The following is a 24,239-nucleotide window of genomic DNA, read 5'->3' as shown; positions in this document are numbered from 1 at the left end:
ACTTCTTCACACCTCAGTTTTCCGGCACATACCAGAACGGAATGGTCATCAGTTCTTCGGGTTTGGCGAGGGAGTCGGCCTGTATGGTGATTCGAAGGGTGTTCTTGCCCATTTTAAGATTAGTCGGAATGAGTACCGTTTGCCAGCCACGCTGTTCCTGAGAGCCGCGTCGCGTAAAGAGCAGGTCCGGGTTAGCGTATAGGGAGTCATTGACCGAAATACGCATCAGTCGGTTGGTCTGCTGGCAGCTCCACTCGGCGATAAGTCGACGTTTTTCGGTTCGGAGTAGAGTGTCGTTCCAGGTGGGTTCGGGAGCCAGTCGGGTCAGTAACGTATCCAACGCTTTTGGATAGGCGATATACAGCCGGATGAAAGGCTCCCGGATCACATCAGCCTGAATAGCGGCTACATCGACATAGGCACCTTCGGCAAGTTGGTTATCGTAGGCGGTCGGGTTGACAAATAGACTATCGACACGGGCCGTGTAGAGATGGCGTCGGTTGAAGGTCGACACCCGCCGATCGGTACGGGCAAGGTCAGACGAATACTCAACCAAAAGCAACCCAATGAAGACAACCATCATTACCAGTACCGTACGCAGTATTTTTTGATACGGCAGATGGCTGTAAAAGGTATTGATAATAAAGAGAAAGGGTTTGTGCATCCCCCAGTACATCAGTTTACTGACGGTCACGAGCCGGTAATGCCAGACAATGCCGCTTGGATTTGCCCTCACTTTTGGCAGACTTAACACAATGCCGGCCAGCACATAGAGGCCAAACAGTACACCGGCTCCAATCTTGACCTGTTGCCAGACTTCGGACGACAGGAAAGGCCGTAGTACCGAATAAACCAGCAGGATGAGCAGATACGAGAACGCTACAACAATCAGAATTAATACAAACAGAAACGCTACCGCAAAAACGATGTTGCACCGCTGATCGAGTCGCAGAATATAGCGGTCGAGCGGCCCCATGTCATCGGCCATTTTCTTTTGTGCGAAAGGCGTTGTAAACGGGATTCGGTCGTAGTGGATACCGGATGGGTACACGGCCAGCAAACCCACCAGCCCCACCCAGAACGCCCGCATTACGAAGTTGGTCAGGAACGCCATAAACAGTACGTAGCCGATTGCCTTCATCATACTGTAAGCCAACGAGGGCAAAATGGCCTGCAAACCCGTCGTCTGGCTCATGAAGTTAAACCGTAAATAATCGAAAACCTGATCGAGCAGCTCGGGCAGTTGCAGGATGGCAAACAAGGCGGCCCCCGAAATAACCAGTTCAAGATTCCAGCTCTGGGTGGTCAGTTCACGTAACTTTTCCTCCTGGTCAGGCAGGAACGACGGCTCAGGAGTAGGCGATTCGATCACGAACGTTGAGATAAGTTGAGATGGTTATCGTTCAAAAATAGCAAAAAAGGCGAAGCCCTATACCTCAGGCCTACTATTTCAACTGAGTCCCGTTATTCATCACGGAAGAACGCACGATTCCTATCTCCTTCGTGAATCATTTCGGGAATTTGGTGTTTTTTAGGTACAAATTTCACGAACTCATGATTGAAAGACCCCTTACAGACTGGTTGCCTCTGACGATGAAAGAAGTCGAGAAAAGAGGCTGGGATGAAGTCGACATCGTGCTTGTATCAGGCGATGCCTACGTCGATCACCCAGCTTTCGGCACCGCTGTGATCGGCCGCATTATGGAGAGCGAAGGATTTCGTGTTGCCATTATTGCTCAGCCCAACTGGAAAGACGACCTGCGCGACTTCAAGAAGTTTGGTAAGCCGAAGTATTTCTTTGGTGTGACGGCCGGTTGCATGGACTCCATGGTCAATCACTACACGGCCAACAAACGTCTGCGCTCCAATGATTCGTACACCCCCGGTGGTGAAGCGGGCTTCCGGCCCGACTATGCCACCATCGTGTATACCAAAATCCTGAAAGAACTGTATCCAGATGTACCCGTGCTGCTGGGCGGTATTGAAGCTTCGCTGCGCCGGGTTACGCACTACGACTATTGGCAGGATCGGCTGATGCCGTCCATTCTGGTCGATGCCGGAGCAGATATGCTGGTGTACGGTATGGGCGAACAACCCCTGCGTGAAATACTGAGACTGGCCCGGCAGAATGTGCCATTCTCGTCGATGCGCAACATCAACCAGGTGGCATTCATGCACGACGCCAATACGGAACTACGCGAGTACAACGAATGGAGTTCCGTCGAACTGGCGAGTCACGAAGTATGCCTGGAAGATAAAATCAAATACGCGGCCAACTTCAAGATTGTAGAAGTTGAGTCGAACAAATGGCAGGCCAACCGGATTCTGCAACGTGTGGGCGATCAGATACTGGTCATCAACCCGCCGTTCAAAACGATGGAAGAGGCCGAAATCGATAAATCCTTCGATTTGCCGTACACACGTCTCCCCCACCCGAAATACAAAAAGCGTGGGCCGATTCCGGCTTATGATATGATCAAGTTCTCGGTCAATATGCACCGGGGCTGTTTCGGCGGGTGTAGTTTCTGTACCATTTCCGCCCACCAGGGCAAGTTCGTTGCCTCGCGGAGCGAAGCGTCGGTATTGAAAGAGGTCGACGAAATCACGAAGCACCCTGAATTTAAAGGGTACATTTCGGATTTAGGCGGACCATCGGCCAACATGTACAAAATGAAGGGCAAAGATGAGTCGATCTGCGCCCGTTGCCAGAGCCCGAGTTGTATTCACCCGGTCATCTGCTCGAACCTCGATACATCGCACAAACCCATGACGGAGTTGTATCGCAAAGTAGACGCCAACCCCAAAATAAAGAAAGCTTTTGTGGGTTCAGGCGTACGGTACGATTTGCTGGTCGATGATTTCAATAAAAACAACAGCGACGGCAACCACGATGAATACATGGAGCAGTTAGTCACGCGCCACGTATCGGGTCGATTGAAAGTGGCACCCGAACACACGGCCGACGATACGCTTCGGGTGATGCGGAAGCCGTCATTCAAGTATTTTAAGCTGTTCAAACAGAAATACGATAAGATTCAGGAGAAGTACAACCTTAAACAACCCCTGATTCCATACTTTATTTCGTCGCATCCCGGCTGTGAGGAGCAGGACATGGCCAATCTGGCGGCTGAGACAAAAGACCTGGGTTTCCAGCTCGAACAGGTTCAGGACTTCACGCCAACCCCCATGACGGTAGCTGAGGTAATCTACTACTCTGGTGTCCATCCCTATACCCTTAAGCCGGTTAAAACGGCCAAGACCCGGGAGGAAAAACAGGCACAGAACAACTATTTTTTCTGGTACAAACCCGAATACAAAAACTGGATTCGGAATCGGCTTAACCAGCTCAAACGTCCGGATTTGGCGGAACGTTTACTGGGTAGTCCCAAAAAAGAAAGCTCCGGCGTTCCGAAGTTTACGGGTAATTATAAGGGCAAGAAACGATAAGAATTCGTTGAACACAGAGACGCGGAGAACACAGAGTTTTTTTTACTATTTACCTTCTGTGTTCTCTGCGTCTCTGTGTTCAATACATTTATTTACCCCCGACCGAGACGGTCGGGTTTACTCATCAACCGCATCCGGTACGCATTCATGGCCGTCCGGCCAAGTTGGTTCATAAGCCGATAGTTGACTACAATACCCACGGCGGCTCCAATGCCAGGTATCAACTGCGCCATCTTGGCGAGGTCAATATAATCCCGGTACTCCTGCTGGAAGGTGAGCCAGTCGAACTGATTGATATCTTCGGGTAACTCACGGCTGTGCTGCTCCCAGTTGGCGATGTGCTGATAAACCAACTGCCGACGTTCCTGACTGGAAAATGCTAGTTGAAAGACGTACAGAATAAATACCCGCTCCCGATAATCACTCACCGAAAAGCCGTATAAACTGGCTACTTCAAACAGCATTTTCATTTTCAGGCTAAGTAATATCGGGAAGTCCGCCAGCCCAAGCAGAATACCACCCGCACCCGTTACCCCGCCCTCGGCCGCACTTGTCTTCTTGTAAAACTCAATCCGTCGAGCCACAGCGGCATCGCGTTGGGTCAGGGTTTGCCCCTGCACCGGTGCCCGATTCAGGAATTCCGCCCCAAACAAAACGGCCCGTGTCATCTGCTTTATTGTGGCTGTTATAATCGCATGGATCCGGTCGGGGATAATTCGATTTATACGGCGTTGTAAGGACGTTGAGAGCCTCCCAAATGTTGTAGGGGGCTTCTGCATAGCCTGTTGCCAGCGAATCAATTCTGTTTCGACGGCTTGTTCATAAGGATTCATGTTACCTATATTTGGCAAAAAGTGGTATCTTCATCGAATCAAAACTGCCATAAGCTTGTTGAATCTGTATGCGTTCTCATAAATCCCGACATCGTAAGTTTGTAGGTATGATGAGTGTCCTTTTGGTCATGGTTGTACTGGTATTCGTTTATTTTGCTGGCACCGGACTCAAAAGCATACCGAACCCTCCCGCCAAGGCAACGCCAGTTGCAGACGCTAAAGGTGGCAAATCAATAGCTCACCTCGACGTGTACGACCAGCTAAATCTAAGCAAAGTCGGCTTAAAGAAAAGCGTTTTTGAATATGCGCTGCGGGGTTGGCAAAAAATAGACACAGCAAAATCCATGCTGACGATTGTTGACTTGAGTCAGCCGTCGACTCACAAACGTCTGTATGTTGTCGACTTGTTCAATAAGAAACTACTTTTTAACACGTACGTTTCCCACGGACGCAACTCAGGGGAGCTGATGGCAAACCGGTTTTCCAACACCGAGTCTTCTTTCCAGAGCAGTCTTGGCTTTTACCAGACGCTCAATACGTACATGGGTAAACATGGCCTTTCGCTTCAATTGAAAGGACTGGAAAAGGGCTTTAACGACAATGTCTACAACCGAAACATCGTGCTCCACGGGGCCGATTATGTCTGTGAGGATATCATCCGTAAAACAGGCCGGTTGGGCCGCAGCCAGGGTTGTCCGGCTGTGCCCTACGCGGAATCAAAAGGTATTATTCAGGCCGTTAAAGGTGGCTCCTGCCTGTTCGTTTACTCCCCGAATCCCGACTACCTGAAGCAGTCGGCTTATTTATCCAACGAGTACACATCATTATAAAAACGTAGCTTGCCGGCAGCATCTACATCAGCCACGTTATAGGCGATGAATACCGGAAATTTCTTCGTTGGCAACGTCGTTGGCTTCTGGTCGATCAGGCACTTGTTCATAAAGTCAGCATCGAAAGTTTTGGTACCTAATATCAGATTTGCCAGTTCGACCGGTTTTTGAACCCGAACACAGCCGTGACTCCGCCAATGATCTTTGGTGCTTTTGAATAAGTCGCGACTGTTGGTGTCGTGCAGGTAAATAGCCAACGGGTTGGCCAGATTGAACTTCAGCAACCCAAGCGAGTTCTCGCAACCGGACGCCTGCCGAACGCGGTAGGGAAAGTTTGTTTCGGATAGCGCATCCCAGTCAATTTCTTCCGGGTCGACTTCCTTATTTTTAGCGTCCAGAATTTGCAGGTTCTGGTTGTAGATATAGGACAGATCCCGTTTCATACGGGGCAACATCTCATCCAGTGCGATATTCTGAGGCACATTCCAGTACGGGTACATCACAATATCCTGAATATAAGTGACCATGCAAGGGGTCATTTTGTCGGGTTTACCGGAAATCACCTGCATAGGCAACAGCCGTTTACCCGTTCGGTCAAATACGTTCAATTCACCCGCCGGAATGTTAACCAGCACAAACTGGTCTGGGTCGAAGCGGTTAATGTACCGGTAAAAGTTGAGCGTTTGCCGAATCAGCCGTAATGAATCGGCCATGCCCGGATTATTTGTCGCCCCCGATTTCTGTAACCGGCTGTAATGTGCCGCCAATTGTTTGTACGGCCCGAAAGTCGCCAATGTAGTTAGTTCACTTGGATTGGCTTTGGTTGCCCAGAGTGAATCGACGGACTCCTTTAAGCCGTTGAACTCCAGGCGGGAAGGCTTTTTACCATACCGTAACTCAAGGAGCATATTTGTCAGTTTGGCTTTATTCTGATCAGCATCCGCAACGGTTGCATACCGACTGGTGTCAATACCAACGGAAGCCGCATATATACAGGCCTCATGCAGCGATTGAGCCAGCTGCCGGGTTTCTTTTTCGGATAAATCTTCTTTTTCTTTCTCGATTTTAGCCTGGTTCGACTTTTCGGTTTTGTTCGTGATAAAATAACGCCCAACAAAGAAAAGAATGACCAGACCCGCTACCACTGCTACGATAATTCCAATCTTTCTTCCTCGTGTATCCATGTTTATTTGTTCAGTGTGTTTACCCTATATAACACCGTAAACGCATTGATGGTTGTAAATATATCCGCCAGGCTCGATTTTCACCTGACTGACTACCTGCCGAAAACAGGTACTGAAATTAAACGAAACGCGGTGCCCCGGCTTTAGGTCAGGGCACCGCGTTTCGTGATTAGAGGCTGGTGTTATTTACTGCCAGCAATTTGCTTACTGTCCTGCCGGGGTCGGCATCAGGATCGTATCGATTGAATGAACAATACCGTTGGTCGCTTCAACATCCGCCTGATTGATTGTGGCCGTATTGCCTCCCCCATCGGTAATGGTTATGCTATCGCCTTGTTTACCCACCGTTAAGGTACCACCCGTTACGGTTTTGAGTTTCTGCCCATCCTGCAATTGATCGGCGGTGAATTTTCCTTTTACAACATGGTAGGCCAGTAATTTTGTCAGCTTCGACTTGCCAGCTGGCTTCCAGAACTCGTCCATCGTACCAGCCGGTAACTTTTCAAAGGCTTCATTAGTTGGCGCGAACACCGTGTATGGCCCTTTTCCACTGGCTTGCTCCGTAAGTCCTGATACGCGCAGAGCACGGAATAGAATGGTATGATTGGCTGATTTAGCGGCACTGATCGCCAGATCTTTGCCGGTTGAGTTACCTGACTTTATTGTCGTGGTCGTTGTGTTTGTTTGTGCTGCCGCATTCTGGCTCTGCGCCAGAACAGGTACATAGGTACCCGCAAAAAAGGCAGCGGCCATCGCCCAGCCAAAATATGATTTCCTGTTCATCTGGATTTAGTTGAAAAATGAAACAACCGACTCGTTTAACCAACAAGCCCGAGGCAAACGCCCCGATTTGTTGATTAAACGGTCAATACGCCAGCTAAAATTGTCCAGAGAGTCAACAAACTGAGCGAAAGGGACAAAATCAATTAATGAATTACGGTTAACTGCCCCCTGTATGTATTGGCTAAGGGTCCCGATCCCGTCCGGATTTGGTAGGTGTATGTACCAGTTTTCACGATTTCCTCCTGGTACGTACCATCCCACGGTTGTTCGTACCCTTTCGAATAAAAAATTAACTCACCCCAGCGATTGTAAATAAATACTTCGGCTTGCGGAAAGGAGTTAATGTTGGGAATTATCCAGCGGTCATTTATCCCATCGGCGTTGGGCGAAAAAGCGGATGGAATATAAAGCGGTTCAATTACTTCAACAAGGGTGGCGAATGTAGCCACGCACCCTCCCTCACCAACTACTGTTAACTGATATGGTGTCGTCTCGACCGGGCTGGCTTCCGGGCTGGCTATATCGGTTCGGCTTAGTGCCGTTGGGGGTTCCCACCGGTATTGTCTGATGGGTTGATCACTCTGCGTCAACAGCTGAACCGTGGCCCCTTTTGCAATGCCATACCTGGAAGCACCCGAAATACCGGGAGCTGCCGTTACAACGGCCCACCGATTAGCGGAGGCCTTGCACCCGTCAAGAGATGTAATGGTATAGGAAAGTTTGTGCCTGCCCACCCCCGCAACAGTCGGATCGAAACGATTTCCCTGAACACCAACACCCACATAAACACCCCCGGCGGGTTGTCCCTGTAGCGGAAGAGCCGTTGCGGTGGTGAAGCAGACCGGTGGCAGCGAATCAAGTTGAACCGTCGGCCGGTCAAACTGACCTATTGAAATCGCGTTGGATAGGGTAGTACAACCCATTGGCGACGTGACGGTAACCTGGTACAGGCCTGCCTGACGTGCCTGTAGTAAACGCGACGTATCCGGTAAAGTAGCTCCGTTTTGCTGCCAGATATACCGATATCCATCTGAACTGGTAGCCGTTAACTGAACGGAGGAGTCCGGGCAGAGTTTTGGTGACGATGCGTTTATCTGGGCGGTAGGCCGTGCATTTATCGTCACCTTTATACTATCCAGACCATCACAGGCTGCTGTCGTCGATTTGGTCATTACCTGATAGGTACCTGATTCATAAACCCTTAGTGCTGGCTTAGCCCCCGTTACCGACTTACCATCCCGACGCCACTGGTACTGAATGCCGGGTTGTTCCTCCGCTTGTATGGTCAATGTGTCTCCTGCGCAATAGGGAGCTGGGGACGTTATGGTTAACTTGATCGGTGAGGTTTTAGTGAGTGTGACCTTTACTGCCTGCGACATTGTATCATTTGCACACACTTTCGCCTGGCTCTTTACCACAGTATACACCCCCGATTCGGTTATCCTAAGGGTATCCATCGTTGCACCCCGCAGATTGGCACCATCTTTTTGCCATTGATACGCCCAGGTGGTATTCTTTTCGACAGTGAGTACCAGCGGTTTTGTAGCGCACCAGCTTAAGTCGGTTGCGGGAGCCCCATTTGCCATGACAACGGCCGGAGGGGGCGTATTTTTTGAGCAGTCAACTACCGGCAGTTGAAAATCCCGACGAATAACGCCAATAAGCACACCATTACGGTACTCTTCGCACTGAACCGCAAATAGATAAAGTCCTTCCTGATTAGCCCGCACCGTTAACTGACCCGTGGTCGGATTGATGTTCAAAGGCGGATTACCCGGAATGATATTGGTTAAGCTATACCCTGTTCGCCAGGGTATAGTTGGATAACTGGCCCTCGGCGACTCATCATAACTTATGGGTATGTCACGGGTTGTATAGCCATTCAGTGGGGTAACGAGCGAGTATTTTAGTTGATCACCATCGGCATCGGTAGCGCCTGCATCAAACGTAAAGGGTTTGTTGATACAGATATAATCCCCATTAGGCACCCGAAAATCCGGTGCCGAGTTCGTAAATCTCACACCATTTTTCGTCATGGGCGGAAATTCCAGGTAAAAGACCATCGCAACGCCCGCCAACACACCGCTGTTCACATTGGTGAGGTTATCGTTCCGGCAACACCGCTCCCACACCATATAATAACCATCTGGATCAGTATACTTCGTTACATCGAACTGATAGGTAATGTAATACTTGGCTTGTGTAAAACTCAGTTGACGCAGTGCAGCGCAGGCCGCATTGTTAAATGTAAGGGGAATCGTTTCCTGAAGTCGGAGCGTAATTCGCTCGATAAGAATTGGGTTTCGCTTGCGATAAATCAGCAGCGTAACTGACTGATCCCGATTGCCGGAGCTTGTTTTGGTCTCGTCCCAATACTGATTTAACTGAATCCTGAAAAGGCCGGGTGTAGTACCCATTGCCCGCATACTTACGTCTCCGCCAATGATGTGTGTAGCCCGAACGCCAATGGACGCCAGTAGCAAAACGCAACCGGCCAACACGATTCCCGTTGGTAACCAACGTGGACTGCCCTTTCTACCCACCTGCATAACGCCAGTAAAAGTTTGTCAGATATATTCAGTCTATATACTATGATACTGAATATACAACGCGTTACTGACATTTTGCGTGAGGCCACCTAATTCTATTTATTGAATGGTTTTAAGCGAAACAAGAGTTATAAAAACGAAACAATTAGTTAACGCTCTATTTAGATAATACACCTTTTGCAATAAGGTATGGAATCAGCAGCCATAAGAGTCCTTTGATGAGGAAGAAAAAGAACCCACCCCAGCCAAGACGTTTGAGCCAAAATTTAAATCGCTCGTTCATAAAGTAAAGTTAGTAATTTCTATGGCCCATCAACCACTTGAACTTGAGCGGATAAATTAGGGCAAAAAAAGAGGATTATTACATTTATTAGCGTCTAATAAAGCAACTTTGCCCCTTCGTTTGTTATCAAAGAAAAACTAACATACGGCAAAACCAATCATGAATATTACAAAAGACAAAGTAGCCGCTATCCATTATACTCTGCGTGATAGCAACGGTACTATACTGGATTCGAGCGAGGGGCGCGACCCATTGTATTATCTCCACGGAGCTAACAACCTGATTCCCGGCATGGAAGAAGGGCTGGAAGGCCGCGTAACCGGCGATAAACTGAAATTGGATGTTGCTCCGGAAAAAGGATACGGCAAACGTGATCCTCAACTGGTAGAAGAAGTTCCTCTTCGGGCGTTTGGCGGGCAGCCTATTGAAGTGGGCATGCAGTTTGAAGCAAACGACGGGCAGGTCATTACCGTGACCAATGTTGGCCCGGAAACCGTTACGGTTGATGCCAACCACCCATTAGCCGATCAGAGCCTTCATTTCGATGTTGAAGTTGTTGAAGTTCGTGACGCTACCCAGGACGAACTGTCGCACGGACACGTGCACGGTCCCGGCGGGCATCATTAATCTCTGATGTAAGAGAAATCCCACGTAGCTAAATCAATTGTTTTAAGGCTGCGCGGGATTTCTCCCGCGCTATAATTTCTACCTATCTTTGCGCCACGAAATCATGGCACAAATAGGAACTGACAGGGGCAAAGCGAAGGAATTTCTTGAAGCGGGAAATGTGGTAGGAATTCCTACCGAAACGGTTTACGGATTAGCGGGTAACGCCCTCAATACGGACGCTGTTTTACGAATATTTCAGGTTAAGAACCGCCCGTCTTTCGATCCGCTCATTGTTCATACAGATTCAATTAGTAAGCTTAGTCGGTTCGTTACTGACATCCCCGCGCTAGCCCAAAAACTAGCCGAAGCATTCTGGCCTGGTCCGTTAACTCTGCTTTTGCCAAAACAGAGCCTTATTCCGGACCTCGTCACGTCTGGCCTTTCTACGGTTGCCGTTCGCATTCCGAATCATCCCCTTACCCTCGATCTTCTGCGTTCGCTTGATTTTCCACTGGCGGCACCAAGTGCCAACCCCTTTGGCTACATAAGCCCCACTACGGCCCAGCACGTAGCCGATCAGTTAGGCGATCAGGTGCCGTATATTCTGGATGGCGGACCAGCGGGAGTCGGTATTGAGTCGACAATTATTGGGTTTGAGGAAAACATACCTACCGTGTTTCGGCTGGGTGGTATGGCACTGGACCAGATTGAGGCCGTTATCGGTTCCGTTTCGGTACGTACGCACTCAACATCGAACCCACAGGCACCGGGCATGCTGAGCAGCCATTATGCCCCCCGAAAACCACTCATACTTTTAGCACCGGGAACGAGCCCCCAACCGGGCGAACGCGTCGGGGCTCTGGCGTTTCGGGAGCCGTTTGGCGGTATTCAGGCTAGAAATCAACGTGTTCTTTCATCTACAGGTGATCTTAACGAAGCAGCAAAAAACCTCTTTGCTTATCTACGGGAATTAGATACCCTCGCCATTGATGTCATCTATGCTGAACCCCTGCCTAATGCTGGCTTAGGCTGGGCAATGAATGACCGACTGCGCCGGGCCAGTGTACCGGCCACTACAGCAACCCCGTTTCAATAGACGTTTCGGCCTTTGTTGCCAGTTCAATAATCATGGGTAACAGGTGGCCAAAACGCGCATCCTGACTATGTCCCTGTTTCCAGCGAGCGTAAATCTGCTGAGCAATCACGGCATTTTTATAAAGCCCGAATACGTAATAAAAAAGAATATTGCTCAAATCGCGGCCGCTTTTCCCGGCGTATCGACGCACCACTTCCTGGCGGGTTAGATTACCCGGAAGCCAGGTCAGGTTGAAATTTTTGTAGGCCGGGCTATCTCCCGCTTCCGACCAGTAGGCCAGGGTAGCGCCCAAATCCATGAGTGGATCGCCAATGGTTGCCATCTCCCAGTCCAACACGCCTTTAATAACCGGCAACGGTTCTCCCGTGGCTTCATCGGCAGCGAAGAGGACGTTGTCGAATTTGTAATCGTTGTGTAAAAAGGCCGGGGCCTGTTCGGTGGGGTAGTTTTGAAGAAGCCAGTTACCCGTACTGTCCATCGCCGGAATTTTATCGGTTTCGGCGTTTTGGTATCGCTTTATCCATCCTTCTACCTGTCGTTGCACGTAGCCTTCAGGCTTTCCCAGCTGGCTTAGGCCGGTGGTGTTTATGTCAAGAGCATGGATGGCGACGAGGTTATCAACCAGCGCTTCGGATAGTTGCCCCATGCGCTCGGGAGCCAGATTGAGCGTTGGGGCCATCGACGCCCGCAAAATCACTCCAGTTATCCGGGTCATTATATAGAACGGTGCGCCCAGCACGTCGGCGGTTTCGTCATAAATCACGGGGCGGGGTATTTTACTGTAATGACCCTGCAAAAGCGACAAGACCCGAAACTCCCGCCCCATGTCGTGTCCCCCTTTAATAGTAGCCCCAAATGGTGGCCGACGCAGCACAAATTCCTGACTTTCGGTTTGGAGTAAGTACGTCAGATTAGAGAATCCACCCGAAAACTGGCGGATGTCAAGCACGGCGCTCACTTCCGGCGCATTGGCCTGAAGAAACGCGTTCAACTTTGGCAAATCAAGTTCTTCACCCGAACGAATCGAACGGGGCAAATCAGGGCTGATCATCTACGGTTAAGTAACTAAAGTTCTCTTAAAAATATATACCCTCCTTCCAAAATCACACATCAGAATGCATTCGCTCAGCTTCCATCATCTGCCGAAACTGGCGCAGTTCACGGGCTTTCTTTTTAACATCCAGACCATAGGTTTTCAGGATGTTGATGGCCAGATTCTGCTTATGCACCTCATCGGCCCCGTCCCAGATCCGGGCACCCCGCTCGTGCCGATACATAGCCGACAGCACGGTATCGTCCGTAACGCCAAGAGCCCCATGTACCTGAATGGCCCGGTCAAGTACCCGCAGAAACGCGTTCGCCACGTAGAACTTGATGGCTGACACAGCATCACGCACATTACTTACGCCTACTGTATCAATCATATGCGCTGTGTTGAGCACATACAGGCGACTGGCGTCAATTTCGGCCCGGCTTTCAGCGATAAAATCCTGAATGAACTGCTTTTCGCCGAGCATTACCCCGTCCTCTATTTCGCGAGTAACGGCCCGTTTGCATAGCAGGTCAAGGGCTTTTTCGGCATTTCCGATCCAGCGCATGCAGTGGTGAACACGCCCCGGTCCCAGCCGCTCCTGTGCCAGTCGAAAACCCATTCCTTCGCCCGCAATGACGTTTGACAGCGGCACCCGGCAATTCGTGTACGTGACTTCGGCATGACTGAACCAGCCTTCGCCCGCTTCGCCAAAAACGGGAATGTTCCGCTCGATGTTGAAACCCGGTGTGTCTGTCGGAACAATGATCATGCTAGCCCGCTGGTGAGGGGCGGCATCGGGATTTGTGACCGCCATCACCACAGCAAAAGCCGCTCCATCGGCCGACGACGTAAACCATTTCCGCCCGTTAATGACGTACTCGTCGCCCTCCCGCACGGCCAGGGTTGCCATACGCGTAGGATTTGAGCCCGCAAATTCGGGTTCGGTCATGGAGAAACAGGAACGGATCTCACCCGCCATCAATGGCTTCAGATAACGTTCTTTCAGTTCGTCGGATGCGAATTTGTGCAGCAATTCCGTGTTGCCGATGTCGGGTGCCTGACAGCCAAACACGTAATGCCCGAAGAACGGCGCATGGGCGAGGGCTTCGCTGATCTGTCCAAACTCACAAAGGGTCAGCCCGTGTCCGCCCTCCTCTTTAGACAAATGCAATCCCCATAAACCGGCAGCTTTCACCTGTTGCCGTTTCTGGTCGAGAACGGGCAGAATAGCACCGAGGTTCTGGTGCGAAAAGCCGTCTTCGAGGGGAACAAGCTCGGTTTCGACAAAGTCGCGTACCCGAACCAGCAAGGATCTGACGCGCTCCGTAGTGAAAATAGTATCCATAGTTGGTTTTGCCTTCGGGCAAATTATGGTATTAATAATTGCTAAAGTAGCACTTCTTTCAACTGATAGCGATTGTCAATTACTTCTCTCGCTGCTTTGCCCCAAATCCAGTTCGCTACTCCTGCCCTGCAAACCACCGGTATGAACCGCCACGACGGAGGCTCCTTCGGGAAAATAGCCTTGCCGGGCGAGGTCATAAATCCCGTAAAGCATCTTGCCGGTATAAACCTGCTCCAGACGTATGCCTGTTTTTTGCTCGAAAGTTCTGATGAAATTCAACAGTTCAGGGGTTGTCTTTGCGTATCCACCGAAGTGATAATCAGGTACCCGACAGCCTCTGGCTGTCGGTGGAAACAACTCCGACAGCCAGAGGCTATCGGGTACTTTTAATACCATAAACCCTAACACACTTGTCTCTTCGGGAGCGGATCTTACCAGTCCGGCTACCGTTCCGCCCGTACCCACCGGGCAGCAGACAAAATCGGGCACGTAACCGAGCTCGTTTATAATTTCGGGGATGATTTCTGCGGTTCCCTGAATGGCCAGGTCATTCGTTCCACCTTCGGGCAACAGGTAAAGGGGGCCAAATCTGGCTTTTAGCTCATCCTGAAAATCAGCGTCTTCCTTACGTCGGTAGTCATTCCGGCTAACGAAATGAAGCTGCATGCCGCATGTATGGCAAAAAGCCAGGGTAGTATTTAATGGTTTCCCGGCGAGTTCGTCGCCCCGCACAACACCAATTGTTCGGAAACCAAATACCTGTCCGGCGGCCGCCGTCGCGTAGAGATGGTTGGAATACGCCCCGCCAAACGTCAGCAACGTATCCAACTGCTGTTTGCGGGCCGCCAGCAGGTTGTACTTGAGCTTACGCCACTTATTCCCCGATACCAGTGGATGCAACAGGTCATCCCGCTTTAGGAATAAGCAGATGGGTACCGGTTCGGGAAAAGGGTCTTCAATTAATTTAAGTGGCGAGTTACCTGCCAAATTGGCTAGTTTCCGGGCAAGTTCGTCCATATTCCGTATTTTTGACGATTCATTACAAACCTATGGCCTTTTTAAGAGGGAACAGGTTTTTTTAGTTATAAAGATGGTGGCGGAAACGGAAGACGAATTACCAGAAGACGACGAATTATACGAGCATCACCGTATTGTGGTGGATAAAGGCCAGAGCCTGTTGCGCATTGACCGCTTCCTGATGGATCGGCTGCAGAATGCCACGCGCACGAAAATTCAGGCCGGTATAGATGCCGAATCGGTTCGGGTAAATGACAAGCCGACGAAAGCCAGCTATAAAATCAAGCCCCTGGATATTATTACCGTTTCGCTGCCGCACCCGCCCCGCGAAACGGAGCTCAAGCCCGAAAACATTCCCATCAACATTGTTTTTGAGGACGATGACCTGCTGGTAATCAACAAACCGGCGGGCATGGTTGTCCACCCGGCGCATGGCAACTGGGATGGCACACTGGTGAACGCCCTGGTCTACCATTTCCAGAATCTACCCACGTCCCGGCACGGAGAAGTCAGGCCGGGTCTGGTTCACCGAATTGACAAAGACACCTCGGGCCTGATGGTGATTGCCAAGACCGAATTTGCCATGACTTATCTGGCGCGTCAGTTCTTTGAGCACACCATCGAGCGCACCTACAACGCCCTGACCTGGGGGGTTCCGAATCCACAAATTGGCACTATCACGGGATTCATCGGCCGGTCGATCAAAGACCGGAAAGTACAGGCCATTTACGACGATGAATCGAAGGGGAAGTGGGCTGTTACGCACTACACCACCCTGGAAGACCTGGGCTACGTGGCCCTGGTTGAGTGTAAGCTGGAAACCGGGCGCACGCACCAGATCCGGGCGCATTTTAAACACATTGGCAATCCGCTGTTCAACGATGCTATGTATGGTGGCGACCGGGTTTTGCGGGGCATACCCGTTGGCAGTTACAAAGCCTTCGTCGAAAATGCCTTTAAACTACTGCCCCGGCAGGCCCTTCACGCCAAATCGCTGGGTTTCAAACACCCGCGCACCAAAGAATGGCTTCAGTTCGACTCTGATCTTCCCGACGATTTTCAGGCTGCTCTCAACAAGTGGAAAAACCGACGGGAAGGCCAGGCGCTTGATGCCGATAATTAATTTTATCCATTTCAACGAGTTCCTCAACGTCCCGCCCTATCACCTACACAATTACCCAACCCATTCCCATGATTTCTATTCGTCCCGGCACACGTGCCGACATCCCACAAGCGTTTGACTTAGTTATGGAGTTAGCCGTTTATGAACTGGCTGGCGATCAGGTTTCCAACACCGTTGAACAAATGGCCGAAGACGGCTTTGGTCCTAATCCACTATTCGGGATGATCATGGCCGAAGACTCCGATAGTCAAAAAATTGTTGGGATGGCCTTGTACTTTTACCGCTATTCCACTTGGAAAGGCAAACGGCTTTATCTGGAAGATATCATTGTAACCGAAGCTTTTCGCGGCTATGGCATCGGGAAACTGCTGCTGGATGCAACCATCGAAATGGCCCGCGAAACAAAATGCACCGGTATGATGTGGCAGGTTCTGGACTGGAACGAGCCCGCGATCGGCTTCTACAAACAATTTGGCACCCGCTTCGACGACGGCTGGACAAATTGCCATTTGGACTTTTAAGATAGTAATAGGATCGAGGAGTGAGGAGCGAGGAGTTGCTGACGCGAGAATACTGCTGGCGTCAGCCCTCCCAACTCCTCACTACCAACTCCTAACTCCTATTCCCATAAATACCCTATCTTTGCACTTCCGAGCATAGACACAAAGCATGACGTATCGTCAACGTAAAGCCCTCCAGATTGCAGGTTGGGTATTTTTAAGTATATTTTTGCTGGCCCTGGTCGGCGCTGGCATTGCGTACACCAAACGTGAAGCCTTGTTAAAAACAGCCCTCGAACGGGGTATTCGCAAAGCCAAACGCGATTATAACCTTGACGTTCGCATTGGGTCGGCAAAATTCACCGGATTAAGCTCATTAGCGTTTACTGATATTTCTGTCGTTCCGGAACAGGGCGATAGCCTGGCCCGTGTGCAGCGGGTCGAACTGGCGGTTCGGTTCTGGCCCTTGCTGGCCGGTAAAATTGGCTTATCGGGCATGACACTCGAAAATGGCCTTATTCAGGTTATCAAGCGTGATTCGTTGACCAATATTGACTTCCTGCTTCACAAGAAACGAGATTCTACAGCAACCGACCCGGCACCAGCAGAAACCAGACGCCGGACTAATCTGGCGGATGTATCGGAGAATCTGATCGATAACATACTCTCCAAAATACCCGATGACCTGCATGTCAATAACCTGGAATTTCGGGGTATTGACGTCGGTAACGATACCCTTAGCCTGTTAACACAAACGGCGGTGATCGAGAACGAAGCCGTTTCATCAACCATTAAATTGAATGGGAATCAGGCAACTTGGCACGTAGCCGGTACGGCCGACCCCGGCGACCGCGAGTACAACCTGGCCTTATATGCAGAAGGTCAAAACGGTCGTTCAGTCCCCATTGAGTTGCCTTACATTCAGAAGAAATATAACCTTAAAGTACAAGCCGATACCCTACGGGCCGAGCTCCGCGATGTAGACCGGTCGCGGGGTGAGTTTCGGCTTGAAGGAGCCGGTTCGGTTCGAAATCTGCGCATTAATCACCCATCCATTGCCCGAACGGATGTCCTCATCAGCCGGGCCGCTATGGATGCCAACCTTTTTTTTGGTGAGAATTACGTGGGAGTCGACAGTTCGTCCACGTTGTATCTGGGTGAAGTGAGCGCCCATCCGTTCCTAAAATACACCTTGCCTGATGTGGCGTCTTCCGAAAGTTCAGCGCCGGGTAAAATTTTCGACGTGCAGTTGAATACAGGCCCGCTGGATGCTCAGGCCCTTTTCAATTCGTTCCCGCAGGGTTTGTTCGAGTCGCTGGAGGGTATGCAGGTAGACGGTAAGCTAAACTATAACTTAGCCTTTCACTTCGATACCGCTTTACCGGATTCGGTCAAGTTCAACTCCAGCCTGACGCAGGATAACTTTCGGATTATTAAGATGGGGCAAACCGATTTCAGCGCCATCAACCGGCCCTTCGTCTATACACCCTATGAGAAAGGCAAACCCGTTCGGGACATTATCGTCGGTCCTACCAATCCAGACTATACCCCGCTGAATCAAATTTCGCCCGACTTACGAAACGCGCTGTTAACATCGGAAGATTACAATTTTTTTACCCATAATGGCTTCAATGAGAAGGCATTCCGGGTTTCCATTGCGACCAATTTCAAGGAGAAATCGTTTAAACGGGGCGCCAGTACCATCTCCATGCAGTTGGTAAAGAATGCTTTTCTGAACCGCAATAAAACTATTTCCCGTAAAATTGAAGAGATTTTGATCGTCTGGCTGATCGAAAACGAGCACATCGTTTCGAAAGAGCGGATGTACGAAGTGTACCTGAACATTATTGAGTGGGGTAAAAATATTTACGGCATCAGCGAAGCCGCCCGCTATTACTTCGCCAAAAGCCCGGCTGACCTTAATTTAGGAGAAAGTATCTTCCTGGCCTTTGTGGTGCCGCGCCCCAAAGCCGCGTTGAACTGGTTTGTACCCGATGGTACGTTACAGGTTCGAAATGTGCGCGGTTATTTCAGACTCATCGGCCGGATTATGGCCCGGCGGGGCCTTACCGCACCCGACTCCGGTGCGTATGGCTTTTATAACGTTCGACTACGCGAAGGCCTGCGTCGGCAAGTCGCACCCGTCGACTCGCTCTTTCAGGGCGATAGTCTGATGACCGACCCGGCTGAAATGGACATTAATGAGGAAGATGGCGGAACAGGTGGTATTGGCACGTTCTTCCGTCGGCTTTTTAAAGGCAAGAAAGGCGACGATACCCGCACCAACGACGAACAGCCAGCGGTCCAACCCGAACGTACGGAAAATCTTCCCGCTGAAGTAGCGCCAGCCGATACAGTAAAGACCCGAAAACAACTGCGGCAGGAACGACGCGAACGAAAGCGTCGTGAAAAAGAAGCCCAGCAGGCGCTGGAAAACAATAACCCATAAGCACGTTCTCAACGAATGAAAGCCCTTGTCAGATTGCTTCTCTTTGTACTCGTCGTAGGCGGTATTGGCCTTTTCGTCCTGTCCAAATACAACCATACGTCACTCAAACCGCAAACCATTGATTTAACTGTCGACTGTTCCGATCTGGACAACATACTGGTTACGAAAGCCGTTAATGTGACCGTCAAAAACCTGTCTTCACGGTCGCATAAGGATGTACACGTAAAAATTGTCGCCTTCGATGCTGCGGGTAAAGTGGTACAGGAAAAATTTACCACGTTCTCACGAACACTCCCCGCTCACAGCCTTTACGATAAGCCGGTTACACTACCTACGACAACAAAACGCTGCGATTGTACCATTGTAGACTCCCATCCGGAGTAATCGCCTGACTAACATTACCGGCCTGTAATCGTTACGGCTTTATGCAGATTTGCATTGCTCTCCAGTTGATCGAGTAAGAAAGCGGCCACATCGGCGCGACTGATTCGGGGCATCGAAAATAACGGAAATGGTAGGTGTTCACCAAGCCGATAGTGCTTTGTAACCGGTCCATCGGTTAAACGAGTGGGGCGGACAATAAGCCAGTCGAGATCACTTTCCCGTACCGCCTTCTCCTGCTTTTCTTTTTCGGCAATTGGGCCGCTGAGAAACGTTTTTATGAACAGCTTGCTGGGTAGCGGAGCTTCTTCATAACTTGTTCCAACCCCTAACGAAGACACAACGAAAAGTCGCTTTATACCCGCCTGATGCATGGCGGCTATCAGATTCTTGGTTCCTTCAGCTACAGCCTGGTCCGACTGACCGGGTCGTCCACCCAATGAGCAAATAACCGCATCCTGCCGACGAACGGCGGGCAGTATCGTTTCTGGCTTGAGCACATCGCCAATAACCACGGTCAGGTTGGGGTGTTGTACAGGGAGCCTGGCTGGATCACGCACCAAAGCCGTTACAAAATGACCCTGATCGAGCGCCTGCTCAACTACCTGGCGGCCTGTTCCGCCCGTGGCCCCAACGACTAATAACTGCATAAAAAAACTGGTTTCGAGTAGATAGATAACTCAAAACCAGCCAATCAGTTCATTTACTTACAGCGGTACTCAGGAGTCCAGCAGATCGGGCCGTCTTATTCTCGTTCGTTCCAGTGCCTGTTCGTGACGCCATTCGTCAATCTTAGCTTCATGACCCGACAGTAGAATGTCTGGAATCCGGTGTCCTTCAAACTCTGCCGGGCGTGTATAAACGGGCGGGGCAAGCAGATTATCCTGAAACGAGTCGGTCAGGGCCGAGGTTTCATCGTTCAGCACGCCCGGCAATAAGCGAATAATGGCATCAGACAACACACAGGCGGCCAATTCTCCGCCCGACAGTACATAATCGCCGATGCTTATTTCTTTGGTAATGAACAACTCCCGAACGCGCTCATCCACGCCTTTGTAATGGCCGCAAAGAATAATCAGGTTTTGCCGTAACGAAAGTGTATTGGTTGTCCGTTGATTCAGTCGTTCACCATCCGGCGTCATATAAATGACTTCATCGTACGCCCGGTCGGCTTGCAGGGATCGAATGCAGCGGGCAATGGGTTCAATCTGCATAACCATGCCAGCTCCGCCACCAAACGCATAATCGTCTACCCGCCGGTGTTTATCGGCCGTATAATCGCGCAGGTCGTGAACAACTACCTCTACGTAGCCCCCCTGCTGCGCCCGTTGGAGAATAGAGTGGGCGAAGAAACTGTCCAGCAACCGGGGCAGACAGGTAATAATATCAATCCTCATCGGTATTGTCCTAGTCGCCGTTTACTTGTTCGTCATCACCGGGTTTGGCATTGTCTTCCATATAGATTTCCAGCAAGCCATCAGGCAAGGCCACATTCAGCTTCTGGTTGGCGCGATCCACCGTCCGAACGATGTCGCTGTTAATCGGAATCAAGACTTCTTTCCCCTGATAATCCATCATAATCAAGTCCTGCGCATTCATGGCGTAAACGCCCTGCACAACACCTAGTTCACCGGCTTCGGCATCGACAACCTGAAATCCGACAATTTCATGAAAATAGAAGCGGGTTTCGTCTGTAATGGGTTCCAGTTCGTCCAGCGGCAGAAAAGCCCCGCAGTTAATGAGTCGCTCAGCCTGTTCGATGGTATCCACATCTTCGAAGGCGATAATAGCCCGACTCCCTTTTACGATAGCGATGGACTCGATAAAATACGGAATCAGTTCGCCTTTAACTTCCAGCAGTATCGATTCGAGGTCGGCGTATTCGGCTGCGTTGTCAACGTCCAAATAAAGCACTAGTTCACCACTAACGCCGTGCGTTTTGGTAATATGTCCGAGCTGATAACAATCGTCTTTAGTCATAATGTAATGCAGCTGATAAGCCGCTTAGCGTGCGACGTTCACCGGTGTATCGGTTGGCCGCTTTACGTATAGAAAGAGCCTGTCCAACAACGAACAGGCTCTTTCATAACAGTTTCCGTCGAAAAATTATTCAGCAGCCGGAGCCTCCGTTGTCGGAGTTTCTTCAGCAACAGGCGCTTCAGCAACAGGCGCTTCAGCAACGGGTGCTTCTTCAGCAGCCGGCGCTTCTACTACAGGTTCTTCAACTTTGTTTTTCTTAGCGATAGCTTCCGCACGCGCTTCGTTCACCTTTTTCTCTGCATCCAGACGAGCAGCACGAGCCTCCTCTTTGGTTTGCGACTTGGTGTCGGCAGCACCGGCTTTCCGGTTCTCTTTTTCACCTTTCCAGCTGGCGAATTTCTCATCAGCCTGGTCTTGCGAGATAGCGCCTTTGTTTACACCTACCTGCAGGTGCTTGCGGTACATGATGCCTTCATGCGACAATACCGAACGTGCGGTATCAGTCGGTTGAGCACCAACCATAAGCCAATAAACGGCCCGTTCCGACTTCAATACGACCGTCGAAGGGTCGGTGTTGGGGTTGTATGAACCGATTTTCTCGATAAACCGGCCATCGCGAGGAGAGGTTGACTCTGCTACTACGATGTCATACATCGCCATTTTCTTGCGTCCGCGACGCGCTAAACGAATTTTAACAGCCATTTGTGCTTGTTTGTTTTTGACGGGAGACGCATCCCCCTTGTAAAACGTGGCCGCAAAGGTAGAAAAAAAGTTTGAGGTTTGTTAGTAAAAGTTTGACGATTTTTATATCGACACAAAACCTTTACCAACAAACCTCAAGCAGAATCAATAAAACCCAATCAATCCGAGTCTATAAGCCGGGTTCTGTCCTCCGAATGAACCTGACGGTCCATCCGAATGGCTTATCATTTATCTGGGATGGTCGTCACCGGCCACCTCGTTCGACCTACCCGCGTCGGTATCCGGATTGCTCCAGAACGGAGACGGGCCGCCCCACGTCCGACGCATATTTGGTCTTTCAGCCCCTAAGGTTTATCCTGCCCCGCCGGTCGCCCGGCGAGCGGTAGGCTCTTACCCCACCTTTTCACCCTTACCCGCTTTTCAATGAGTGAATGAGTGAGTATGTCAATGAATGAACAAAAGGTTGGTCAACTATTTACGCATTCACGCATTCTATCATTCACTCATTGAAAAGTGGGCGGTATATTTTCTGTGACACTGGCTGTCGAACGGTCGTTCCCAACCGCCCGCCTTCCCGTTAGGAAGTAGGGTGCCCTGCGCTGCCCGGACTTTCCTCGCCTAATTACTCAGACGCGATAAGCCAACTCGTATTGATTAGGGAGCGCAAAGGTAGGGATAAGTGGCGGCTTTAGGAAGTAGTGGAGTGAGTACTACAACCCTTCTACTTTCACTTCAACGCGACCACGGGCGTTTACGACGGCCAGCATGGCGGTAGGCGTCAGGTAAACCTGATCGGGCTTGATCTCGTCGAGCCGGCCGTTGATGACCACCCCTTTTATAACCTGATTATTTTTCAGCTGCTCCTGTATCTGCTTCTGCATATCGGCCAGTTGGCTCCCTACCGGAATGGTCAGTTGCTTTTCGAGCGTTCGCGCGAAGGTTCCTTTCAGCAGCCAGCTTGCCGATTGCTGCAAGATGTTTCGGGTGTCCAGATCGTACTTTAAGTCTTTCAGCGAGATGGTCTGATCCTTAGGATCGTAATAAGGCCGACCGCTTAGATAAATATCCCCGCTGATGGTTCCTTTCAGGCCTGCTTTGATAATAAGGTTATCATTCTGGCCGTACATATCCATGCTCGTAACAGTAATCGAGTAGCGGTTCTCACTGAACGAAAACGATTTCCCGACGAACTCATCGGCAGCCAGTTTAGCCGCTTCCTGATAAGTGGCTTCACTGAGCAAACCAATCTGAAAATCGTCTTTCACCTGCGAAACCACCGTTAGGTCAGGTAACGACACGGCGGGTTTTATAGCCGGTTTTGCCCCGGTGGTGGTTAGGGCGTAGCCTTCAATCCCGATTGTCGAACGAATAACCCGGCCTTCGAAACGCAGGGGCGTAATGAGCACGCGTTTGGGCACCACCTGCAAATACGTGCGGTATTTATCGGAGAGCAGATACGGCTCCCGCAATAAATTCCAGGCTTTTAGAACGGGCGTTCGGAGGTCGACATTCCGGCGAACCTGCTGGTCGAGCGTTTTGGTGATGCTGCCCAGGTTTTTATCAATCATCCGCGCTACCAGATTCGTAATGGGGATATTCAGACCCACAAAACTAATCGTTGGCCGCTTTACCCACCCATAGCCATCCGCTTCGGTATGCGTGTTGACCGACCAGTCGCGGTCGAGGTCAAACTTCGTCTTGAATCGAAGGTCGATCTCGAATTCCGTCTCTTTATACTGCGTGAACCCCAGCACCGACCCCCCCGCTTTAACCCAGATACGCAGCGGTACGGTGAAATGAAAAAGGCTATCCTGCGCATTGACCAGAATGGTCCCGCGCTTCCAGACCTTTGTCATAAACTGGTCATGGTTATTATCGTCCAGACTGTTGTCTTCGTAAATCAGCCCGCTAACCTGTGCATTGATCTGGTGTTCAATATCATTCAGGGTAATCGAAACAGGTACGTGAACCGTCGACAAAAACCGTTCGTTCTGGACTTCCATTTTGGTAGTGTTATAGACTTCTTTAGGCGCTTTGGGATTCAGTCGATTACTCGATGGCTGGCAAGATATTAAAATTAGACACAGAGAGACAC

Annotated in this window: 22 protein-coding genes and 1 other RNA gene; 8 read left to right on the top strand and 15 right to left on the bottom strand. The window is 50.3% G+C overall.

The window, feature by feature from the left end; translation table 11 throughout:
- Positions 1-13 precede the first annotated feature (13 nt).
- A complete protein-coding gene (locus tag CRO74_RS05610; RefSeq protein ID WP_097125010.1) occupies positions 14-1,372 on the bottom strand; it encodes a carbohydrate-binding protein in 1,359 nt (452 codons plus the stop codon).
- Between the two features lie 182 nt (positions 1,373-1,554).
- Between CRO74_RS05610 and CRO74_RS05605 the strand changes: the two genes are divergently transcribed.
- Positions 1,555-3,447, top strand: a complete 1,893-nt coding sequence (locus CRO74_RS05605; protein ID WP_097125009.1) for a YgiQ family radical SAM protein — start codon at positions 1,555-1,557, stop codon at positions 3,445-3,447.
- A 92-nt stretch (positions 3,448-3,539) separates the two neighbouring features.
- Here CRO74_RS05605 and CRO74_RS05600 read toward each other — a convergent pair whose 3' ends face one another.
- A complete protein-coding gene (locus CRO74_RS05600) occupies positions 3,540-4,280 on the bottom strand; it encodes an EcsC family protein (RefSeq protein WP_097125008.1) in 741 nt (246 codons plus the stop codon).
- Between the two features lie 68 nt (positions 4,281-4,348).
- Here CRO74_RS05600 and CRO74_RS05595 point away from each other — a divergent pair, with 68 nt between their 5' ends.
- Positions 4,349-5,110, top strand: a complete 762-nt coding sequence (locus CRO74_RS05595) for a murein L,D-transpeptidase catalytic domain family protein (protein ID WP_394341879.1) — start codon at positions 4,349-4,351, stop codon at positions 5,108-5,110.
- Here CRO74_RS05595 and CRO74_RS05590 read toward each other — a convergent pair.
- From CRO74_RS05590 to CRO74_RS32190, 4 genes are all read right to left on the bottom strand, one after another.
- A complete protein-coding gene (locus CRO74_RS05590) occupies positions 5,080-6,294 on the bottom strand; it encodes a L,D-transpeptidase family protein (RefSeq protein ID WP_097125006.1) in 1,215 nt (404 codons plus the stop codon). The two genes, CRO74_RS05595 and CRO74_RS05590, sit on opposite strands and share 31 nt — an antisense overlap.
- A 204-nt stretch (positions 6,295-6,498) precedes the next feature.
- A complete protein-coding gene (locus CRO74_RS05585) occupies positions 6,499-7,077 on the bottom strand; it encodes a fasciclin domain-containing protein (RefSeq protein ID WP_097125005.1) in 579 nt (192 codons plus the stop codon).
- A 143-nt stretch (positions 7,078-7,220) separates the two neighbouring features.
- Positions 7,221-9,626 (bottom strand): T9SS type B sorting domain-containing protein, encoded by a 2,406-nt coding sequence (locus CRO74_RS05580; protein ID WP_097125004.1) that lies wholly within the window; start codon positions 9,624-9,626, stop codon positions 7,221-7,223.
- Positions 9,627-9,783: 157 nt separating this feature from the next.
- A complete protein-coding gene (locus CRO74_RS32190) occupies positions 9,784-9,909 on the bottom strand; it encodes a hypothetical protein (RefSeq protein WP_262508204.1) in 126 nt (41 codons plus the stop codon).
- 159 nt (positions 9,910-10,068) lie between these two features.
- On the opposite strand from CRO74_RS32190, the gene CRO74_RS05575 reads away from it, so the two are divergent.
- The gene (locus tag CRO74_RS05575; protein ID WP_097125003.1) at positions 10,069-10,536 is read left to right on the top strand and encodes an FKBP-type peptidyl-prolyl cis-trans isomerase; all 468 of its coding nucleotides are present in this window, start codon (positions 10,069-10,071) and stop codon (positions 10,534-10,536) included.
- A 103-nt stretch (positions 10,537-10,639) separates the two neighbouring features.
- The gene (locus CRO74_RS05570) at positions 10,640-11,614 is read left to right on the top strand and encodes an L-threonylcarbamoyladenylate synthase (protein ID WP_097125002.1); all 975 of its coding nucleotides are present in this window, start codon (positions 10,640-10,642) and stop codon (positions 11,612-11,614) included.
- On the opposite strand, the gene CRO74_RS05565 is transcribed toward CRO74_RS05570, so the two are convergent.
- The 3 genes from CRO74_RS05565 to CRO74_RS05555 form a co-directional block, all read right to left on the bottom strand.
- Positions 11,592-12,665, bottom strand: coding sequence for a phosphotransferase family protein (locus tag CRO74_RS05565; RefSeq protein ID WP_097125001.1), 1,074 nt, complete (start codon positions 12,663-12,665; stop codon positions 11,592-11,594). The genes CRO74_RS05570 and CRO74_RS05565 overlap by 23 nt on opposite strands.
- A 52-nt stretch (positions 12,666-12,717) precedes the next feature.
- Positions 12,718-13,992: an acyl-CoA dehydrogenase family protein gene (locus CRO74_RS05560; protein ID WP_097125000.1), complete on the bottom strand. Its 1,275-nt coding sequence runs from the start codon at positions 13,990-13,992 to the stop codon at positions 12,718-12,720.
- A gap of 75 nt (positions 13,993-14,067) precedes the next feature.
- Positions 14,068-15,009 (bottom strand): 1-aminocyclopropane-1-carboxylate deaminase/D-cysteine desulfhydrase, encoded by a 942-nt coding sequence (locus CRO74_RS05555; protein ID WP_097124999.1) that lies wholly within the window; start codon positions 15,007-15,009, stop codon positions 14,068-14,070.
- 73 nt (positions 15,010-15,082) lie between these two features.
- Here CRO74_RS05555 and CRO74_RS05550 point away from each other — a divergent pair, with 73 nt between their 5' ends.
- The 4 genes from CRO74_RS05550 to CRO74_RS05535 all read left to right on the top strand — a co-directional run bounded on the left by CRO74_RS05550 (position 15,083) and on the right by CRO74_RS05535 (position 19,465).
- Complete coding sequence (locus CRO74_RS05550) at positions 15,083-16,132, top strand: RluA family pseudouridine synthase (RefSeq protein ID WP_097124998.1); 1,050 nt, start codon at positions 15,083-15,085, stop codon at positions 16,130-16,132.
- Between the two features lie 68 nt (positions 16,133-16,200).
- Positions 16,201-16,653: a GNAT family N-acetyltransferase gene (locus CRO74_RS05545; protein ID WP_097124997.1), complete on the top strand. Its 453-nt coding sequence runs from the start codon at positions 16,201-16,203 to the stop codon at positions 16,651-16,653.
- A gap of 148 nt (positions 16,654-16,801) precedes the next feature.
- Entirely contained in the window at positions 16,802-19,081 is a 2,280-nt protein-coding gene (locus CRO74_RS05540) for a transglycosylase domain-containing protein (RefSeq protein WP_097124996.1), read from the top strand.
- 15 nt (positions 19,082-19,096) lie between these two features.
- Entirely contained in the window at positions 19,097-19,465 is a 369-nt protein-coding gene (locus tag CRO74_RS05535; protein WP_097124995.1) for a hypothetical protein, read from the top strand.
- Positions 19,466-19,479: 14 nt separating this feature from the next.
- Here the strand turns inward: CRO74_RS05535 and CRO74_RS05530 are convergent, their stop codons facing one another.
- The 6 genes from CRO74_RS05530 to CRO74_RS05505 all read right to left on the bottom strand — a co-directional run bounded on the left by CRO74_RS05530 (position 19,480) and on the right by CRO74_RS05505 (position 24,147).
- Positions 19,480-20,112 carry an NAD(P)-dependent oxidoreductase gene (locus CRO74_RS05530; protein WP_097124994.1) on the bottom strand — a complete coding sequence of 211 codons (633 nt, stop codon included), beginning with the start codon at positions 20,110-20,112 and terminating at the stop codon, positions 19,480-19,482.
- Between the two features lie 69 nt (positions 20,113-20,181).
- Entirely contained in the window at positions 20,182-20,859 is a 678-nt protein-coding gene (gene trmD / locus CRO74_RS05525) for a tRNA (guanosine(37)-N1)-methyltransferase TrmD (RefSeq protein WP_097124993.1), read from the bottom strand.
- A 10-nt stretch (positions 20,860-20,869) separates the two neighbouring features.
- Positions 20,870-21,442, bottom strand: a complete 573-nt coding sequence (gene rimM / locus CRO74_RS05520; protein WP_097124992.1) for a ribosome maturation factor RimM — start codon at positions 21,440-21,442, stop codon at positions 20,870-20,872.
- 126 nt (positions 21,443-21,568) lie between these two features.
- Positions 21,569-22,144, bottom strand: coding sequence for a 30S ribosomal protein S16 (locus CRO74_RS05515; protein ID WP_097124991.1), 576 nt, complete (start codon positions 22,142-22,144; stop codon positions 21,569-21,571).
- A 156-nt stretch (positions 22,145-22,300) separates the two neighbouring features.
- Positions 22,301-22,796: RNase P RNA component class A (gene rnpB / locus CRO74_RS05510), an RNA gene on the bottom strand.
- A gap of 58 nt (positions 22,797-22,854) precedes the next feature.
- A complete protein-coding gene (locus tag CRO74_RS05505) occupies positions 22,855-24,147 on the bottom strand; it encodes a DUF4403 family protein (RefSeq protein WP_097124990.1) in 1,293 nt (430 codons plus the stop codon).
- Positions 24,148-24,239: the final 92 nt, after the last annotated feature.

Origin of the sequence: Spirosoma fluviale (assembly GCF_900230225.1) — a bacterium.
In the GTDB taxonomy this organism is placed as follows: domain Bacteria; phylum Bacteroidota; class Bacteroidia; order Cytophagales; family Spirosomataceae; genus Spirosoma; species Spirosoma fluviale.
This window is presented reverse-complemented; position numbering and strand designations above follow the sequence as displayed.

What these genes read in the sequence shown, in the direction of transcription:
- CRO74_RS05605 (WP_097125009.1), top strand. Translation starts at nt 1,555, where the DNA reads ATGATTGAAAGACCCCTTACAGACTGGTTGCCTCTGACGATGAAAGAA.
- CRO74_RS05600 (WP_097125008.1), bottom strand. Translation starts at nt 4,280, where the DNA reads ATGAATCCTTATGAACAAGCCGTCGAAACAGAATTGATTCGCTGGCAA.
- CRO74_RS05595 (WP_394341879.1), top strand. Translation starts at nt 4,349, where the DNA reads ATGCGTTCTCATAAATCCCGACATCGTAAGTTTGTAGGTATGATGAGT.
- CRO74_RS05590 (WP_097125006.1), bottom strand. Translation starts at nt 6,294, where the DNA reads ATGGATACACGAGGAAGAAAGATTGGAATTATCGTAGCAGTGGTAGCG.
- CRO74_RS05585 (WP_097125005.1), bottom strand. Translation starts at nt 7,077, where the DNA reads ATGAACAGGAAATCATATTTTGGCTGGGCGATGGCCGCTGCCTTTTTT.
- CRO74_RS05580 (WP_097125004.1), bottom strand. Translation starts at nt 9,626, where the DNA reads ATGCAGGTGGGTAGAAAGGGCAGTCCACGTTGGTTACCAACGGGAATC.
- CRO74_RS32190 (WP_262508204.1), bottom strand. Translation starts at nt 9,909, where the DNA reads ATGAACGAGCGATTTAAATTTTGGCTCAAACGTCTTGGCTGGGGTGGG.
- CRO74_RS05575 (WP_097125003.1), top strand. Translation starts at nt 10,069, where the DNA reads ATGAATATTACAAAAGACAAAGTAGCCGCTATCCATTATACTCTGCGT.
- CRO74_RS05570 (WP_097125002.1), top strand. Translation starts at nt 10,640, where the DNA reads ATGGCACAAATAGGAACTGACAGGGGCAAAGCGAAGGAATTTCTTGAA.
- CRO74_RS05565 (WP_097125001.1), bottom strand. Translation starts at nt 12,665, where the DNA reads ATGATCAGCCCTGATTTGCCCCGTTCGATTCGTTCGGGTGAAGAACTT.
- CRO74_RS05560 (WP_097125000.1), bottom strand. Translation starts at nt 13,992, where the DNA reads ATGGATACTATTTTCACTACGGAGCGCGTCAGATCCTTGCTGGTTCGG.
- CRO74_RS05555 (WP_097124999.1), bottom strand. Translation starts at nt 15,009, where the DNA reads ATGGACGAACTTGCCCGGAAACTAGCCAATTTGGCAGGTAACTCGCCA.
- CRO74_RS05550 (WP_097124998.1), top strand. Translation starts at nt 15,083, where the DNA reads ATGGTGGCGGAAACGGAAGACGAATTACCAGAAGACGACGAATTATAC.
- CRO74_RS05545 (WP_097124997.1), top strand. Translation starts at nt 16,201, where the DNA reads ATGATTTCTATTCGTCCCGGCACACGTGCCGACATCCCACAAGCGTTT.
- CRO74_RS05540 (WP_097124996.1), top strand. Translation starts at nt 16,802, where the DNA reads ATGACGTATCGTCAACGTAAAGCCCTCCAGATTGCAGGTTGGGTATTT.
- CRO74_RS05535 (WP_097124995.1), top strand. Translation starts at nt 19,097, where the DNA reads ATGAAAGCCCTTGTCAGATTGCTTCTCTTTGTACTCGTCGTAGGCGGT.
- CRO74_RS05530 (WP_097124994.1), bottom strand. Translation starts at nt 20,112, where the DNA reads ATGCAGTTATTAGTCGTTGGGGCCACGGGCGGAACAGGCCGCCAGGTA.
- trmD (WP_097124993.1), bottom strand. Translation starts at nt 20,859, where the DNA reads ATGAGGATTGATATTATTACCTGTCTGCCCCGGTTGCTGGACAGTTTC.
- rimM (WP_097124992.1), bottom strand. Translation starts at nt 21,442, where the DNA reads ATGACTAAAGACGATTGTTATCAGCTCGGACATATTACCAAAACGCAC.
- CRO74_RS05515 (WP_097124991.1), bottom strand. Translation starts at nt 22,144, where the DNA reads ATGGCTGTTAAAATTCGTTTAGCGCGTCGCGGACGCAAGAAAATGGCG.
- CRO74_RS05505 (WP_097124990.1), bottom strand. Translation starts at nt 24,147, where the DNA reads ATGGAAGTCCAGAACGAACGGTTTTTGTCGACGGTTCACGTACCTGTT.